The 16,350-nt window shown below is 68.3% G+C and carries 18 protein-coding genes; 1 reads left to right on the top strand and 17 read right to left on the bottom strand.

Annotated features, from left to right (window positions below):
- Nucleotides 1-104: 104 nt before the first annotated feature.
- The 17 genes from ACFWWR_RS27035 to eccB all read right to left on the bottom strand — a co-directional run bounded on the left by ACFWWR_RS27035 (nucleotide 105) and on the right by eccB (nucleotide 14,811).
- Nucleotides 105-404: a WXG100 family type VII secretion target gene (locus ACFWWR_RS27035; RefSeq protein WP_383862071.1), complete on the bottom strand. Its 300-nt coding sequence runs from the start codon at nucleotides 402-404 to the stop codon at nucleotides 105-107.
- A gap of 67 nt (nucleotides 405-471) precedes the next feature.
- Nucleotides 472-810, bottom strand: a complete 339-nt coding sequence (locus tag ACFWWR_RS27030) for a WXG100 family type VII secretion target (protein ID WP_383862069.1) — start codon at nucleotides 808-810, stop codon at nucleotides 472-474.
- A 76-nt stretch (nucleotides 811-886) separates the two neighbouring features.
- Nucleotides 887-2,155 (bottom strand): S8 family serine peptidase, encoded by a 1,269-nt coding sequence (locus ACFWWR_RS27025; protein WP_383862066.1) that lies wholly within the window; start codon nucleotides 2,153-2,155, stop codon nucleotides 887-889.
- A 24-nt stretch (nucleotides 2,156-2,179) separates the two neighbouring features.
- The gene (locus ACFWWR_RS27020) at nucleotides 2,180-3,847 is read right to left on the bottom strand and encodes a hypothetical protein (RefSeq protein WP_384305743.1); all 1,668 of its coding nucleotides are present in this window, start codon (nucleotides 3,845-3,847) and stop codon (nucleotides 2,180-2,182) included.
- Entirely contained in the window at nucleotides 3,844-4,305 is a 462-nt protein-coding gene (locus ACFWWR_RS27015; RefSeq protein ID WP_384305740.1) for a hypothetical protein, read from the bottom strand. The genes ACFWWR_RS27020 and ACFWWR_RS27015 overlap by 4 nt, the downstream gene beginning before the upstream one ends.
- A 377-nt stretch (nucleotides 4,306-4,682) precedes the next feature.
- Nucleotides 4,683-5,222 carry a hypothetical protein gene (locus ACFWWR_RS27010; protein ID WP_383862057.1) on the bottom strand — a complete coding sequence of 180 codons (540 nt, stop codon included), beginning with the start codon at nucleotides 5,220-5,222 and terminating at the stop codon, nucleotides 4,683-4,685.
- Nucleotides 5,200-6,474, bottom strand: coding sequence for a WXG100 family type VII secretion target (locus ACFWWR_RS27005; protein ID WP_383862054.1), 1,275 nt, complete (start codon nucleotides 6,472-6,474; stop codon nucleotides 5,200-5,202). Before ACFWWR_RS27005 ends, ACFWWR_RS27010 begins: the two co-directional genes overlap by 23 nt.
- The gene (locus ACFWWR_RS27000) at nucleotides 6,474-6,776 is read right to left on the bottom strand and encodes a DUF6317 family protein (protein WP_383862051.1); all 303 of its coding nucleotides are present in this window, start codon (nucleotides 6,774-6,776) and stop codon (nucleotides 6,474-6,476) included. Before ACFWWR_RS27000 ends, ACFWWR_RS27005 begins: the two co-directional genes overlap by 1 nt.
- Complete coding sequence (locus ACFWWR_RS26995) at nucleotides 6,776-7,333, bottom strand: SAV_915 family protein (RefSeq protein WP_384305737.1); 558 nt, start codon at nucleotides 7,331-7,333, stop codon at nucleotides 6,776-6,778. Before ACFWWR_RS26995 ends, ACFWWR_RS27000 begins: the two co-directional genes overlap by 1 nt.
- 274 nt (nucleotides 7,334-7,607) lie before the next feature.
- A complete protein-coding gene (locus tag ACFWWR_RS26990; protein WP_384305734.1) occupies nucleotides 7,608-8,300 on the bottom strand; it encodes a contact-dependent growth inhibition system immunity protein in 693 nt (230 codons plus the stop codon).
- 22 nt (nucleotides 8,301-8,322) lie between these two features.
- Nucleotides 8,323-8,664, bottom strand: a complete 342-nt coding sequence (locus tag ACFWWR_RS26985; protein WP_383862042.1) for an RNase A-like domain-containing protein — start codon at nucleotides 8,662-8,664, stop codon at nucleotides 8,323-8,325.
- Between the two features lie 10 nt (nucleotides 8,665-8,674).
- Nucleotides 8,675-9,235: a hypothetical protein gene (locus tag ACFWWR_RS26980; protein WP_383862039.1), complete on the bottom strand. Its 561-nt coding sequence runs from the start codon at nucleotides 9,233-9,235 to the stop codon at nucleotides 8,675-8,677.
- Nucleotides 9,236-9,308: 73 nt separating this feature from the next.
- Nucleotides 9,309-11,063 (bottom strand): RNase A-like domain-containing protein, encoded by a 1,755-nt coding sequence (locus ACFWWR_RS26975; RefSeq protein ID WP_384305731.1) that lies wholly within the window; start codon nucleotides 11,061-11,063, stop codon nucleotides 9,309-9,311.
- Complete coding sequence (locus tag ACFWWR_RS26970; RefSeq protein ID WP_384305728.1) at nucleotides 11,063-11,377, bottom strand: WXG100 family type VII secretion target; 315 nt, start codon at nucleotides 11,375-11,377, stop codon at nucleotides 11,063-11,065. Before ACFWWR_RS26970 ends, ACFWWR_RS26975 begins: the two co-directional genes overlap by 1 nt.
- A gap of 58 nt (nucleotides 11,378-11,435) precedes the next feature.
- Nucleotides 11,436-11,855, bottom strand: coding sequence for a WXG100 family type VII secretion target (locus tag ACFWWR_RS26965; protein ID WP_383862031.1), 420 nt, complete (start codon nucleotides 11,853-11,855; stop codon nucleotides 11,436-11,438).
- A gap of 122 nt (nucleotides 11,856-11,977) precedes the next feature.
- Nucleotides 11,978-13,234, bottom strand: a complete 1,257-nt coding sequence (gene mycP / locus ACFWWR_RS26960; RefSeq protein WP_383862114.1) for a type VII secretion-associated serine protease mycosin — start codon at nucleotides 13,232-13,234, stop codon at nucleotides 11,978-11,980.
- A gap of 53 nt (nucleotides 13,235-13,287) precedes the next feature.
- Nucleotides 13,288-14,811: a type VII secretion protein EccB gene (eccB, locus tag ACFWWR_RS26955; protein ID WP_383862028.1), complete on the bottom strand. Its 1,524-nt coding sequence runs from the start codon at nucleotides 14,809-14,811 to the stop codon at nucleotides 13,288-13,290.
- A gap of 199 nt (nucleotides 14,812-15,010) precedes the next feature.
- Between eccB and eccE the strand changes: the two genes are divergently transcribed.
- A complete protein-coding gene (gene eccE, locus ACFWWR_RS26950; protein WP_383862026.1) occupies nucleotides 15,011-16,348 on the top strand; it encodes a type VII secretion protein EccE in 1,338 nt (445 codons plus the stop codon).
- Nucleotides 16,349-16,350: the final 2 nt, after the last annotated feature.

Raw genomic sequence — 16,350 nt, 5'->3', positions numbered from 1 at the left:
GGCAGCGGTCGTGCCGGGATCTCGGTGTCTGTCGCGCGCCCGGGAACGACAACAGGGTGGGCACCTCCCGTGCGTGCCCACCCTGTTATGTCGATCCGCTCAGCTCACTGGAAGTAGCTGGCTCCCTTGAGGTCACCGGCGCGGTAGTCACCGCCGGCCTGGGTGACCTTCTGGCCGATGGACACGAGCGCCGCGTGGAGCGCGGCAGCGTCGGTGTCCCACTGCTTCATCTTCGCGCCGAACGCGTTCGCGGCCTCACCTTCCCAGCCGGCGGCGACCTTCATCACTGCGGCCTTGAGCGCCTCGATGTCCTCTTCGAGCTTGCTGGCCTGCTTACCGAGCGTAGTGGTGATCGTGTCGAGGCCGTCGTACTTCACAGCCATCTCGTCGTTGTGAATGCTCACCGTGGTTCCTCATCTCTTCATGGGCTTCTTTTGGGACACGACGGCCCGGAGGCGGGACGGGTGCCGCTCAGTAGCTGTTGAGAGCCGACTTCTCGCCGCCGTACTGGACATCGATGCTCTGCATGGTCGAGCGCACCGCGTCCTCATTCGTGTTCGTGAGCTTGCGGGTCTCGTTGATGTTGTCCAGGAACCACGTGAGCAGTGCGCCGATGCTCTTGACGCGCTGGTTGATCTCGACCTGCTTGTCGTTGAAGGCCTTGGCGCCGATGCCTCGCCAGTTGACCTCCATCGTGTCCAGCGTTCCCTGGAGAGTGCTGAGCTGACCCTTGATCGACTCGTACCGCTGAACCATTTCCTTTTCGAGCTTGATTACTTCGGCATCGTTGAGCTTCTGCCCAGCCACCATCGCCAGACTTCCCTTCGTCTAATTCGCTGTTGGTTGTAGAGGTGTTCAGGCCCGCTTACGGGGTTGCGGGAAGCGGTCAGGTGGTTCGCCTCTTGCGTGCCACGGCGAAGGCTCCACCGCCGAGTACCACGACGAGGGCGGCGCCCAGGATTACGTACAATTGGGTGTTGTCGTCGGAGGAGCTGGAGTTGGATCCTGCTGCTGAGGTCGCGCCGCCTGAAGTGTTCTTCGGGGCTTGGGACGAGGCTGCGTCGGGAGCGGAGGGTGAGGCGGTGGCGCCCGTTACGCCGGTTCCGTTCTCGTAGCTGAGGGGGTCCTTGGTGGCAGGGCCCGGATTGATGCTGGCGTTGTCCAGCACCCTACGAGGGCGAACGAGGCCGTAGCCGAGGTAGTTGCTCGGCTGGTCCTTCGGCCAGTCCCGGCTGGCTGTGTCGATCAGGGTGCCGAGAACCTGGTTGCCCGTCCAGTTGGGGTGGGCGGACCAGATGAGGGCGGCGGAGGCGGAGGCGATGGCGGAGGCGATACTCGTTCCTCCCTGATCGCAGTATGAGCGGAACGTTGAGTCGCACCATGCGGGTACGTTGAGGCCAGGAGCCGCCAAATCCACATAATTGCCGTGCTCCGAGAAGTCGCCTACTTTTCCGTTCTCGTCCGCGGCAGCCACGCCGACAACATAAGGATAGGCCGCTGGATAGCCGATGTCGTTCTTCTTCTCCGCGTCGTTTCCGACACTGGCGAACAACAGCTTTCCCTTGGAATGGGCGTACTCAATCGCCGCCTTATCATCGGGGTAGATGTAGGGCGTGCCGAAGGACATGTTGATAATCTTGGCGTCAGTGTCAGCAGCAGCCCTGATAGCTTGCGCCGCGTCCGGGGTTTTCTCTTTCTCCGCCTCGCCCTTCAGATCCTCGAGCCGGATCCGGTAGGGCACAATCTTTGCTCCTGGAGCCAGTCCCTGGAGGCCGCCACCAGCCCCTGTGCCAGCGATGAGTTCCGCGATGGTCGTACCGTGGCCATCGAAATCCTGAGTCGCGTGGTACGCAACAGACTTCGGCACCTCGTCGACAAGTACCTGTCCCGTCAGGGACGAAGTGCCGGCGTTGACGCCCGAGTCGATGACGGCCACTTTCACCCCCTTGCCGGTGCTGATCTTCCACATGCCTTCCACGTCCATCGCGCCCAAGTACCACTGCTTCGACTGGATGTCCGCGGCAACCGCACTCGGAGCCAGCCCCGAAGACACGATGGCGAAAGCACCGAGTGCCGCGCACACGGTGGACACCCGTCCTCCCGCACGTCCTGCGAAGAACGCAGTCAATCCGCCACGTGGGCTGGTCCCTGTCATGCCTCTGTAGATCCTCGCTCGTATTCAGCCAGTTACGGGTGGTGTATTGCGCCGCGGGGGCTCGGACTGAGACTCATCCTCACGCTCTTCGCGGTTCGTGTTCCTTCGATTCGCCGTCGGGCCGTGCGCGGTACCTGTACCGCCTGCGGCCAGTCCACCGCTTCTCGATGCTGGGGCCCGCCCCTTGGGTTTACCGACAACGCCATCTGGATTACCTGCGGCTGGTCGGGCAGTCTGCCCCGGACGAGCGCCGGGAGTGGAGTTCGGCGCCCCGATCACTCCGCGCTGCCCGATCTGACCCGCAGGTGCGCGGGAGCTGGTGTTGCCCTCAGCTCCGACGACTGTGCCGCGGGGAACCCTGGAACCGGTCGTCCCCTGAGGACCTGTGGCGGGCCTTCCTCCAACGACACCATTGCCGCGCACCGCACCTGTGGAACTCGCGTTTCCGGCGCGGCCGTTCATCGGCCCCGCCGCAGGGCGTGGCGTTCCGCCGGATACGCCTCGGCCCATAGGAGTCGCATTCCCACCTCGGCCCGACTGCCCCGAGGAGGTGGGACGTCCCAGAGGACCCGTAGTGCCGCGTCCACCGACTTGGCCGCTGGGAGTGGCCGTGCGGCCCTGGGTCGGCACCGGAGACCTGTTGCCGTTGGCTCCGCCGAAGCCCGGGGCACGGCCGGTCTGCCCGCCCAGGCCAGGAGGAACGTTGCTGGGGAAGGGAGGGACCTGCCCTCCGCTCCCGTTGCTCGGACCGGTCGGTGTCGGCGGCATGTGGGTCGTCGGCCTCGTGCTCTCCTGAGGCGGAAGGGTACCCACACTGTCGATCTTCGTGCCGACATTCACATCCGGCCGGGTGATCGGGTCATCCACGTTCCTGAGCGGCGGCGTGGTGTCTCTCTGGCGCCCCTCGCCGGTTGCCCCACTCGAAGATTCATGTCCGGCCGTCACAGATTCACGAGTGGCCCCGAGCCCGCCGGAGCCTTGCCGTTCCCCTGGGAACTCTCGGGTGGGATCCGGCTTGGGCACCCCCACATCCGGCATGGCCTCGAACGTCGGCGCCTGCTGCTTCGCGAGGTACGTCTCCGACACCTCGTAGAAGGAGGCCAGCCGGTTCATCTGGTTGATCGCCTCTTGGCGGTCCTTCTCGACCTTGACCGCCGCCGTGTACTCCGCGTTGCCGTCGACCTGCTTGGGCGTCGGGATGTCCTCCACCGGCGTGCGGACGAGCCGGGTGTCGCGGGGCGGCATGGCGCTGCGGACCGACGCGAGGCCCGTGGCCGCTGCCGTGATCTGCGTACCGGCGGTTTCGGCGAAGGTCGCGAGTTCAAGGGCGTGCTTGACGAGGTTGCCGCCCCATTTGTGGAAGGCGGAGGCGGACTCGCCTTCCCACTCGACCCTCCCGATATGGTCCTTGAGCTCGTTGGCCGCCGTTTCGATGGCGTCCTTGGCGTCCCACAGAGCCTTGCCCGCGGTCTCCAGTTCCTCCGGTTTCGCGGACTCGACGAGGTCGATCATCGCGTTGAGGTCGTGGTTCTCGAAGTCCGTCTTGCCGAAGACGCGGGGGACAGCACCACCGAAGGGAAGCGCCCTGACGAACGCCGTCCCCTGATTGATCATGTCGATGGCGCTGAGCTGGCCGGCTGCCTCTTCCCTCTCCGCCTGGTGCGGATTCTGGTGCTTCTGCTCGTCGCTCATTTGTACAGGCCCTTTTCGTCCCCGTCTGCCTGCTTCTTGTCAGAGCGCTGCGCGCTCTCTCCGCGCTCCTCGGCCTTCTTCTCCTGCAGCGCTTCCTCTTCCTGCCGCCCGATCTCGGTCTGGATCTCCCAGAACCGTCGCCGCTGCTCCTCTTCGATGTCGCTGAAGTTGCCGCGCGCGCCGTTGACGGCGATCTGGAGCGCCTCTATCTGCAGGCCAAGGTTCTTGGAGAGCGCGGTCAGGCGCTCGTGGACGCGCTCGTACTGCGCGTGGAGCGCCTTGGCTTCGTCGAAGCGACCCGCGCCCTTGAACGACGCCTCGGAGAGGCGGTGCGCCCCCACCTTCTGCGCGCTGCCTTGCGAGTCCTCGAAGTTGGAGAGCGCGACGTCCACACGCTTCTTGAAATCTCCGAGCGACTCCAGCGTGACCTTGAGAGCCTGGCGCTCCGCAGCAGGCACGATGCCTTCCCTCCCCGTTCCCCGTTGGTAAAGCTGTCGAGCGGTGCACAGGCCGTGGCCTGATCAACACACTCGATGACCACTGTAGTCATTGTGTAAATCGCGGCCAACTGAACTTTGTGTTAGGTGAGTTACGAAGTTGTCGAGACACCGTCAGGAGACCCGCTCCGAACCTCCTCGAAGGACCTGAAACTCGGGCAAGCCACTCGCGCTCCCCCCACTCACCGACTGTCAGGAACCGCCCAGTTGGTCAGATGCCGTGCATGGCTCATTCTTTGCGATGCCAAAACGTGCCTGTCCTTCTCGGCACCACGGCCGCCAACGTCGGCATGACAGGCGCCGCGAGCGACACGAGAGCCGTGCGCCCCGCTTCGTCGTCATGTTCCGGACGGATGCTGATCCTGCAGCCAGCGTCGGGCGCCGACCTCGCTGGGGTACTCGCGGACCGTGAGCCATGCGGCCAGCCAGCCGACGACGTACGCGGCGAACGCCGGCATGACGGGCGCCGCGAGGAGGACCAGGCCACGGCCGGCGGCGATCCGTCCAGGCCCGCGCCTGTTGTGGTCGCGTTTGGCGTACAGGGTCTGCTCGGGCGTGGGCGGGTGGAGGAGCCCTTCGCGGTGGCTCCGGCGCTGCCTGATCCAGCCCCAGACCAGGGCCGCGCAGGACGCGACGGCCTGCGCCCAGTTCCACACCGTGCGCACGGTGGGCGACCACTCGCTGGTGAACCCACGGTAGAGGTTGAGGGCGAAGAAGCAGACCATGGCCATGACGACGATCAGGAAGACGGTCGTCCGGGCGCGGCACAGCCAATAGGGCACGCCGCGCGTGTACCAGGTGGTGCCGAGTTTCGGCAGGGCGGGAATGTGGGCGGGCGTTCCGTGGACGGGGGCCTCAGAAGATGCCTGTGACGCCATGCCAGATGTCCTTCCCCAGTCGTTCGACGTCTCCCCCGGTCTCCGTGGCGACGTTGCCGGCGCCGTGCAGGACCCCGCCGACCACGCCGTGGTCGTGGATGTCCTCGCTCCAGTGCTCGTGGAAGGAGTGGTCGAGGACGTCCGTCGCGAGGATCGCCGCCCCCACGCCCACCACGGCCACCGCCACCGCGCCTTCGACGGGCAGGGCGGCCACCGCGACGGCCCCTGCGGCCACACCGGCGACGGCGGCCCCCACGTCGACGGTGACGGAGTGCTGCCAGGACCAGCCCTTGTCGTGGTCGTCCTTCGCCTCGACCAGGCCGCAGGCAGCGGCCGCGGCGACGTCCAGCACCGGGATCTCCCTGAGGAATTCGGGAAGCTTGCTCACGCCTTCGCCCAAGCGCAACGCGTCCGCCGCGTCGGCCAGCTTCACGTTGAGGGCACGGTCGTACGGCAGGGCCGTACTGCCGTGATCGGCGCGGGCGATGGCGTCCTCCAACGAGTCGACCTTCATGACCGCGTCACGGTAGGCACCCTTGGCGGGAAGGTCGTCGGGCAGCGCGCGGCCCGCCTTCTGGAACGCCTTGCGCTCCGACCGCAGTTCCTTCTTGGCGGACCGCTCCTCGGCCTTGGCCCCGTCGATCAGCTCGCGGGCCTGTCTGCCGCCGGCCCGGGCGTCCTCGGCGTCGTAGGCGTACAGACCGCGCAGCGCGTCGGCAATGGTGATCTTGTCTCCGGTGGACACCGGTGCCGTCACCTGCGCGTACAAGCCCCGGAGTGCGTTCGCCGCGACCAGCCGGGCGTGCTGGGCGGTGTGCAGGATCTCCGTGCGCACCTTGTGGTACTCGCCCATCGCGGCGATCGCCTGCTGGTCGTCGGCACTGGGCGGATTCGCCGTCGCCATCTCCAGCGGGACGCCCTTGTCCTTCATGGCCACTCCCTTGCGGGTGGCCGCGTGCTCCGCGTTCTGCAGGGCCGTCTCGCAGGTGGAGAGTGCGTCGGCCAGGTCGGAAAGGATGCCGCCCGCGGCGTGCACGAGGCTCGCGAAGGCGCCCGCCGTCAGCGCGTCCTGACTCCAGGTGGCGCGGAACGTCTCGGCCGCCTCACCCTTCCAGGAGGTGTCGCCGACCAGCTCCTCGACCGCGCGGCCCAGCGGGCGGACGACGTCGTCGAGCTTCTGCTTCGCGTTCTTGTACGTCTCGGCCATCGTGCGCAGCCCGCCGATGTCGCCGCCGACCCAGCTGTCGGCCATCAGCCGTCCCCCACCATCAGGTCCTCGAACAGGCCGTGAACGTCGATGTCGTGCCGCTGGAAGGAGTCGCGGGCGTACGTCACCTTGTCGCCGTGGTCGTCCAGGCGGTCGGCGAAGCCGATGTGCAGGGCGACGATGAGGTCGGCGACCTCCTTGACGGCGTGATCGAGCCCGGCGTCGCCGCCGTCCGCCACGGGCGGGGCGACGTCGGGGTGCAGCTTGCGGTAGTTGACGGCCTCGTCGTGAAAGGTCTTCGCCATCGCGGTGAGGTCGCTCAGCACGGCCTTGAAGTCGACGGCCATCAGCTCACCGCCCGCGCGTAGGCGGCCAGGTCGGCCGGCAGCCAGTTGGGGTGTCCTGGGGTGAGGCGCGGGTCGAGGAGGACCGTGACGCCGTGCTCGTCCAGCCCTTCCGCCAGCAGCCCGATCGACGTGGCCACCCACGGCTGCGCCTCGCCGAGCGCCGCGACCAGCTTGGCCGGCGTGGTGAAGGCGAACGCCACGCTTCCCTGCACGGGGTGCTCGAACAGTTCGTACGCGATGAACAGCGCGCGGGCGGGGCTGCCGGAAGCGTCCGTCGTGTCGACGTACCGGGGGTGGGCGGGGACGAAGACCGGAGTGCGGTACGGGGGTACGCCCGGCTTCGGGCCCGGTGGCCGCTCCGTCTGCAGGTGTTCGGTGCGCTCGCTGTACTCGACGTGATCGCTGGACTCGACATGATCGACGTAATCGAGAAGGCGTGATCTGCGGGGCTCCGGGGCCGATGCCCCGGCTCCGGACTGCGCTAGGGCTTGGCCCGGGCCGGTGGGCGGCTCCGCCTCGAAGTAGTCGAGAAGGTGGGAACGGATCGGTACGGCCACCGCCGTCTCCTCTCCCCCGTGGACGATGTGGCGGCACCACCGTAGCCAGCGAGCGATCGGGCAAATCCCGCTATGTCAGGTTGGCGGGGTTCGGGCATGCGGAACCCATACGACGGTTTGGCCACGACCCGGTCAGGGCTTGACTGCGGGATGACCGGGGCGCGGAGGGGCCGCCTTCGGTCAGTCGTCGGCCACTTGGAGCAGTACGGCCAGACGGTGCCGTCCGTCCCGGCGACCAAGTCGTCGAGCGTGCAGCCGCCATCGCCTTCCGCACTCAGCCGTCGCCCGTGCCCCGAGGCCCGTACTCCGCCCGCGGCGCACTGAGCCGATCCGCGACCAGCGCGAGCCACCCGCTCGGCGAGTAGGGGGCCGGCGGGTCGACCTCCATGCCCAACTCGGCGACGGCCAGGGCGTAGTCGGACTCGTCGAGGTCCAGCGCGAGCAGCTCGTGCAGCTCGCCGACGAGCCGGGCCGTGAGCTGCGGGTCGGTCGAGGCCCGGTAGTCGTCGACGGCCGAGTCGTGGCCGTCGAACTCGTCCGGCATGTCCTGGGAGAACCAACCGCCGAGGAACTGACCCAGCTCGGGGAAACGGGCCTGCCACTCCCAGTGGGTGGCGGGCGTGGCCGTGGGCGGGACCTCGCCCTCGTCGACACTGTGCTTGATGTGATCGGCGAGGCAGTACAGCCACTGCTGGATCTCGCCCTCGGGCAGACCGACGTCCGGAATCGGATAGAACTCGCCCAGGCGCAGCCGGAGTCGGCCGGGCGGGTTGTCGGCGTACTCGCGCAGTTGCCGCTCGGCGACGGCCAGGGCCCACGGGCGGCTGTGCCAGGTGTGTCGCAGGTATGCGGTCAGGGCCTGGCTGGGCTTGTCCGCGGTGTCGTCGGCCGGCTGTCCGGCGTAGGCACGCATCACCTGGTCCAGCTCGCCGTAGCGGCGGTCGTGTTCGAGGGGGCTCAGGGGCACGATGATCAGCCTCTACGGGTCTCTACAGGTAGACGGGGAAGGTGGCGTGGACGACGAAGCCGTGCTGGCGGGACGCGTCCCGCTTCAGAACCACGCGGGCCGCACGTACGTCGATGGGCTCGCGCCCGGCCAGCATCATCGCCTGCAGCAGGACTCGGCCCACCGGCTCGGACCGCGAGGGCCAGGAGGCCTCGATGGTCAGACGGGGACGCGTGGACTTCGCCAGCCACCGGTGGACGACCTGCTCGTTGACGGTGACGACCTGCTGGGTTGCCCATTGGGCGGTTTCGCGGTCGGGGTACGTGGCGGAACGGGTGCGGACGATGGTCGACGCGGTGGGCTCCATGCCGTCGTTGCTATTCATGAGAGTCCTCTCAGGTGGCGTCGAAGGACCAGAAGATGCCGAGCTCGGTGTCGGACACCGCGAGCAGACCCACGTCCCAGTCGTGTTCGCTGAACGGGTCACAGCCGGTGATGGGATGGTAGAAGTCCAGCGGGTCATCGGCTCCGTACCAGCCGTTGGTGAAGAACCGGGCGGTGGGAGGGGGGAATCGGGCGAGGAGGACCCGTGCTTTCTCCTCGAGTTCGGGGCGGCGGTCTTCGAAGCCCGGCTCCCTGGTGACGTCCAGCCAGTTGGTGGAGATCGCGACCAGGAGCTGTTCGGCCGAGCTGCGGGTGATCTCCCGAAGCCTGGACCGCCAGCCCTCGTCCGCAGGCAGGAAGGGCGCGAGCCTGTCCGGGCTCCATTCCTCGTCGCCCTCCTCGTAGAACTCCCGCGACTTCCAGGAACGCGGGTCCGTCGTCTCCTTGCGGAGCAGAGCGGCGGCGTCCAGCACCCAGTCCTCGTGGCGGCGGGGACCCACGACGACGATCGAATACCGCCGTGCGTACATGGTCAGGGCGTCCGCCCAGGCTGCGGCGTCAGGCGAGGTCATCGGCTCTCCGGGGAGGTGGTGAATTGTTCGGTGTCGTGTGCGTCGCGGGGCTTCAGCGTAATTCGGTGATCCGTCACTTCGGCATGGAGGTGACCACAGCGAAGGGCGGATCCAGGCTGTCGTCGAAGCGGAGGCGAGTCTGCACGCCGTGCGCGTCGGCCACCGGTGTCGCCTGGCCGTTGACCACCACGGAGGTACGACCGGTCACCTGCGTGGGGGCCAGCGGATTGTTCGGGTCCGCGCTCACCGAACGGACCTCGAAGACCGGCGACGGTGGTGTGGGCGGACGGCCGGTCGCCAGCCAGGCGTCGATCTCGCTGCTCTTCTCCCTGATGCAGTACTGGGTGTACTTCTGGGCCGAGGCCAGGTCGGGGAAGCTGGATGCCGCCGGGATCGTCGGGCCGTTGCTGTTGGCCTGGTCACGCAGGCGCTGGAGTAGTTGGGCGTCGGTCTTACCGACGTGTTTGTCGATGGTGTGGCCGCCGCCGAGGTCCTCGGCCATCGCCAGGTCGATCGTGTACTTGTAAGGAAACGGGTTTTCCCCGTTCAGGAGTTTGTGCTCCTTCTTGAACTCGTTCAACGATCGGCCTGCGAATGCCTCGGCCCTGGCCGTCTCCGCGATGAACGTCGGTGCGCTCTTGAGCGCCTCGTCCAGCTCCCATTCCAGCGCGAGGAGCGTGGTGGCGGCGTCGCTAAACTTCTGCTGGTAGATCTCAACGGCCCGGTCCGCGGCCGGACGGTCCATGTGCGTACGGAAGGTGTACACGAGCTTGCCGAACATGAGGGTGCTTGCGAGCTGGAGCAGTTCCAGCGCGTCGAGCCCCGTCGTCAGATCCTCCACCATCTTCTGAGCCGCCGTCTTCGCGAGGGCGGTGGTGGTTTCCCGACACGTCTGCGCGGCCTGGGCCAGGTCGTCGCAGGTCTTCTGAATGGTGTCAGCAGTGTGGTGCAGCACCTCCAGGATCGGCCTACGCTGTGCGGGCGCCACGTTTCCCGAGGTCTTCCAACTGCGCCCGCCCTGGTGAGGCGGGGCGATCTGTCCCTGCGAGTCCCGACTACGGCCCCAGGCAGTGGTCCCCCAGATCGACTGGCAGAACGACTTCATCGCGCTCTGCCATTCGTTGTTTCCGCTCGGGTCCGTCATGTAGCTGATGGCGGAGGTGAAATTGTCACCGGCCTCGAGCGCGGTGCTCGCCGCCTCCCGCCACGCGGTGGCCATTCCCTTGAGGTCGTCATCGCGAGCGCCCGGCGTGATCTCATGGGTCTTGCCGAGGTTCAGCCCGTACTCGATGGCCGGCCGGATGACGTCGGCGAGGAAGTCCGGAATCTCGCCCATGGCCCCGGAGATCGCCCACGAGTCGGCGTCCTCGCCGGTCCCGGTCCACTTGATGTCGTTGATCTTCCCGTAGTTGGGCGCTTTGTCGATGACGACGGGAGGAGTGCGGCGCGGCGCCGGGCCTTGCATACCGCGCGTGGACCAGTCCGCTGCCTGGTAGTTGTTGGCAGTCGTGGTCAGACCCACCGCGACGCCGCCGACGCTCACCACGCTGGCCGACCAGACTTGGACGAACTTCTCGGCTATCTGCATGTAGACCTTGGCAAAGGAGTCGGGGCCCCACCCGGTCCCTGCCGACTGGCTGTACTGGTTGAGCGCACCGACCAGCTTGGTGGCGCCCTTGTCGTAGTCGAACTGCCCGTCGCGTATGACCACCGACGAGTAATACAGATGCGGTGGTTGCACGTCGAAGCCACCCCCGCTGTCCGGCGCCGCCGGTTTCAGCCGGTCCCGCTCCGCTTTGCGTTCGGCATCGCTGGGACGGTCTGCCATCAGGCGGCCCCCCAGCCCCGCAGCACCGCCTGGTGCGCCGCCGCGTAGTTGGTGTGGCCGGTGGTGACGTACTCGTGCAGCCACTTCTGGGCCGCCTGCAGATCCTGCGCCGAGCGGTCCCACTCGTCGAGCTTGTCGACGAAGACGTCGCGTGTCTCGCCCTCCCAGGACAGCACGACGGGCACGACCCGGTCGTAGAGGCTGTCCAGCTTGCCGTTGAGCTGCTTGAGGATGTCCTCAAGCTCCGCGGCGAGGTCGTGGAGCGTGCCGAAGGTGACGGCTATGTGGTCGTCGGAAGCGGGCCCGGTCGACATGATCCCCCAGTGGATGTCGGTAACTACGCCTGTGTGTACGAGGAGTTGGCGGTGCGGGTCAGAATCCGTCGAGGCTGCTGCGCGGTGCCGGTGGTTCCGTGTTCGGCGTCGACAGCTTGTCGACCTCACTGTCGACGTCCACGGAGATCGCCCGCATCTGCGCCAGCACCTCGAGGTCGTCCCGGGAGAAACCGTCGCGGCTCAGGCGTACCGCCTCCTCCAGCAGCTTCATCACCTCGCGGATGCGTACGGCGTCCTCGGCCGCGGCCTGGTGGAACTTCCGGTACGCCGTCGCCGCCGGGCCGCGCCAGCCCGCCTCGATGCGGTCGACGACCGCGTCCATGCGTTTGACCTGCTTGTCCAGGTGGTCCTGCATGTCGTCCAGGTCACCCGCGAGCTTGGTCAGATCCTGGGAAGAGACCCGGAGGTTCTTGCCACCGCCCTGCGCCGAACCTGCTCCGGCTCCGTTCACACCCATGTCGTACCTGTGCCCCCGTCGCTTCGGCATCACGAGCCTCGTACTTTTCCGACAATCGTATGATTCTCGGAACCGGCACGCCCAACTCCAGTTCCCTGGCGCCGAGATACGCGTGCCGCCGCCTACTCCGCTCCCACGACCCGTCGCGCCCGCCTGCGCGCATCCCGGATCGCCACCGCCGTACCGCCGAGACCGGCGACGAGTACCGCCGCGCCCACGGAGACGTACGTGGCGAGGCGGGCGTTTCGTTCGGCGGCCGTTTCGCCGATCTGGAACTTGGCCGGCGTGGGGGCTTCCGGTTTGCTGAGGCCCGCCTGAGGGTTGGGGGACTCCAGCGGTTCGTCGTCCTCCGTCAGAGCACGTACGGGGTCCACCACACCCCATCCGACGTAGATGTCGTGACCCCCGGTCGTGCGTTCCGCGGTCTGTTCGATCTGGGCGACGATCTGCCGGGCCGTCCATGTCGGGTGCTTCGCCTTGATCAGCGCCGCGACACCCGCGACGTACGGCGCGGAGAAACTCGTACCGTTGTCGGAGCAGTGGCCGCCCTTGGGGACGGTGGAGATCATGTCGACGCCGGGGGCTGCCACGCCGACGAACTCGCCGGACTGGGAGAAGGAGGCGCGCTCGTTGTTGCGGTCCGAGGCGGCGACCGCGAGGACGCCCTTGTAGGACGCCGGGTACGTCTCCTTCACGTTGCCGCCGAGTCCGTCGTTGCCTGCCGAGGCCACCACGACGATGCGCTGAGCCAGGGCCGCGTCGATCGCCTGCTCCAGCGTGGAGGTCGGCTTCACCGCGTTGGAGGTGTCCTGGGAGATGTTGATGACGTCGGCCCTGGCCTGGATGGCGTAGAGGATCGCGTTCGCCAGGGTGTCGGCGGTGCCGTGGCCCTCCGCGTCGTTCTGCTGGATCGGGATGATGGTCGCGTCGGGGGCCAGACCCACGAAGCCGGTGCCCTCGGCGGGGCGGGCCGCGATGATGCCGGCGACCTTGGTGCCGTGGCCGACGGTGTCCGTGGTGCCGTTCTCCTTGCCCCGCTCGATCGGGTTGCCGTCGTCGTCCTTGAGGTTCTTCGGCAGGAGGTTGCGGCCGCTCTTCACGTCGACCGCGTCGGTGAGCTGCGGGTTCGTCACGTCCACGCCGGTGTCGATCACCGCCACCCGCACGTTCTTCCCCTTGGACTGGCGCCACAGCTCGTCCAGGAGGACCCGTTGCAGGGACCAGGGACGGCCCGGGTACTTGCCGTTGGGGAACGTGCACTGTTCCGAGTAGGGGAGGTCGGCCGCCGCCGCGGGAGGCGCGAAGAGAACGGGGGCGGTCGTCAGCAGCGCCGCGGCCGCCGCGGCCGTCAGGCGGCGGACAGAGGGCAGAAGTCGCATGTCCGCGGCCGTCAGGCGGCGGACGGAGGGCACATGTCGCATGTCCGCACTCCTCAGGAGCCCTGCGGCTGGCGTGCCGCGGTCGTCGACAGGCGTGGGCCCGTGGGCAGGAACTCCGACCAGGCGGCGGGGACCGGTGCGGGGTCCACCTCCTTGTACCCCAGTCGGGTCTGGGCCTGCTCGGCCTCCTCCTGGGCCTGCTTGCGCTCCTTGGCCGTCGTGCCGATGCCGGAGTCGCCCGTGCCGCTGTCGGCGTTGGACTGCAGTACGTAGCGCAGGCCGGTGTCGGTGACGAGGAAGACGGGTCCCGCCTTGGTCTCCTTGCCCTGGAACTGGCGGTAGAGCTGACCGGAGCCCGGCGTGACGTAGGCGCTGGAGGAGCCGGTGGGGAGCTTGGCCGGGAAGTCCGCGCCCGCCCACGTGCTCAGCGTGGTTTCGCCGGAGCCGTTCACGTCGCGCAGGACGTTGCAGACGGTGCTGCGGCTGCCGGCCGCGCCGGAGGCCTCGTTGACGGGCTGGGGATCCTCGGTGGGCCAGCGGTGTTCCGTGCCGAACGGCTTGCCCGGGACGATCGCGCCGGGGCCCATCTCCTTGGCCTGGCCGGCCTGTCCGAGGGAGGCGAGGTCCTCGCTGAACAGCAGGAGCTGGGCGACGAATGCCGAGATGGGGGCGACCCGGCCGGGCAGCACCACGTAGTACTGCTCCGTGTTGTTGTCGAGCGCCTTGAGCACCATGCCGACCTTGTTGGTCGACTCGTCCAGCTGACCGGGGGCGTCGGCCGCGGTGCCCGGCTGGTCGGCGATCTCAGGGAAGGCGATCGCGTCGCCCGTGTGCAGGGTCTCCAGCCACTCCTTGGACACCTTCTGCGGCTCCCGGCCGGAGCCGACGACGGCGCGCAGCAGCAGTTCGTCGCTCTTGTCGATGGGATACGCCCGTCCGCTCGCGTCCACGACATAGCGGTTGCCGTCGGGGCCCTCGACGTACAGGAGTTGACCACCGGTCAGCTTCTCGCCCTTGCCCTCGGTCGCCTTCATGTCCCGGGAGGCGAGGACCAGGGCCGCCTTCTGGATGGACTCGCCGCCCGCGCTGGGGCGTTCGCAGACCACCCAGCGCTTGTCGCTGCCCGCCTCGGACGCCGACGGCAGGCGGTCGGGGGCGTACGGGATGCCGATGGTGACGCCGTGCGGGATCTTGCCGTTGTCGAGGACGGACTCGGAGACGGTCACGACCTCGCCCTGGCCCTCGTTCAGGAGCAGCTTGGCGGAGGCCATGTTGAGAACCGGGTGCAACTGGACCTGCGAGCCGGTCTTCAGGACGACGTACCGCGTGGTCGAGTCGCTGGCGATGATCACCTTGGCGTTGGGGCTGTTCCAGCCCTTGGGTGCGGTGGGCTTGAACATGCCCCACGCTCCGAAGCCGGCGATGACGATCACGCCCACGATGATGCCGGGAAGGATCGAGCGGAGCGGGCGGGGCGCCCCCTCCTCCGAGCCGTCGGGCGACGACTGCAGGAAGGCCGCGAGCATGCGGCGCTTCGCGAAGGTGTAGGCATTGAGCTGATCGCGCCGAGATGCCATCTGTGCCTGTCTCTCCCCGTGTTCACATGGGCCGCGCTCGCCGGGGTGACGTGGTCCCCCGCCTCCGATGTCAGAGCGGCCCCCTACTATGCCTGGTATCCGCGGGGACTTGCGGAGCGGGTAGGGTACCCGGGCCTTCAAAGGCCTTGTGTGGTGCTGAAATAGCAGTGAGTTGTGAGCAAAACGGGGGGATGGAGTGATGGCTTCCGGAACACGCGCCCGGTCCCGCGGCCGATCGCGGTCACGGGGCTCCTCGGCGCCCGGACAGACACCGGCGGCGGCCCGGCAGACACCGGCGCGGCGGCCGGCCACGCCGGGCGCGCTCCACCTCAGGGTGCGTTCGGGTCAGGCCGGGGCATTCCGGCTGCAACGTGTCGTCCTGCTGGAGATCGCGCTCGCCGTCGTGCTCGTCGGGTGGGTGATCGGTCCCGTCGCCCTGGTGGCCGCGGCCGTCGTCGCCGTCGGCCTGGTGCTGCTCTCCTTCTTCCGCCGGCGCGGCCGCTCCCTGCCCGAATGGCTCGCCACGGCACGGGCGTTGCGCGCACGGCAGCGCCGGGCCGCGAGCGTGCCGATACCGGAGGGTACAGAACCGGGGCTCGCGCCGGCCGTGGAGTGCGACCCGAGCCTGCGCACGTACACGTACGCCGGGCGTGACCGCAGGCCCGTCGGAGTCATCGGGGACGGCACGTTCGTCACCGCAGTCCTGCAGGTGGAGGCCGACGCCACCGCCCTGCGGGCCGAGCGGAACCGGCAGCCCCTGCCGCTCTCGCTGGTCTACGACGCCCTGGGCGTCGACGACATCAGGCTGGAGTCGGCGCAGGTCGTGCTGCACACCCAGCCCGCGCCCGCACTGCATCTGCCCCAGCAGTCCGTGGCCGTCGCCAACTACGCGCCCCTGCAGGAACAGACGGGTGCGCCGGCCGTGCGGATCACGTGGATCGCGTTGAAGCTCGACCCGGAGCTGTGCGCGGAGGCGGTGGAAGCCCGCGGCGGCGGTCTCGTGGGGGCGCAGAAGTGTGTCGTACGCGCCGCCGACCACCTCGCGAGCCGGCTGACCGGAGCGGGATTCCGCGCCACGCTGCTCGACGAGGAGGAGCTGACCTCCGCCATCGCCACCTCGGCCTGCGCCAACCCGCTGGTGACGGCGGAGGCGGGGCGGACGGACACGCGGGAGCGGCGGACGGAGGAGTCCGCCCGGAGCTGGCGCTGCGACAACCGCCGGCACACCACGTACTGGATCCGCCGGTGGCCGTCGCTGGGAGGCGAGAGGGCGCCGTCGCTGCCGCAACTCGTCGCTCTGGTCACGGCCGTTCCCGCGCTCGCCACCACCTTCAGCCTCACGCTGACGCGCGGGGAGCGACAGGAGGTCTCCGTGTGCGGGCACCTGCGGGTGACCGGGCGCAGCGACGACGAACTCGTGGCGGCCAGGCGGGCGGTGCAGGGTGCGGCCCGGCACACCGGCACCGGCCTCGCCCGCCTGGATCGAGAACAGGTGCCCGGCATGCTCGCCACTCTTCCCCTCGGAGGTGTCCGGTGACG

Source organism: Streptomyces sp. NPDC058678, from assembly GCF_042714835.1.
GTDB lineage: Bacteria > Actinomycetota > Actinomycetes > Streptomycetales > Streptomycetaceae > Streptomyces.
This window is presented reverse-complemented; position numbering and strand designations above follow the sequence as displayed.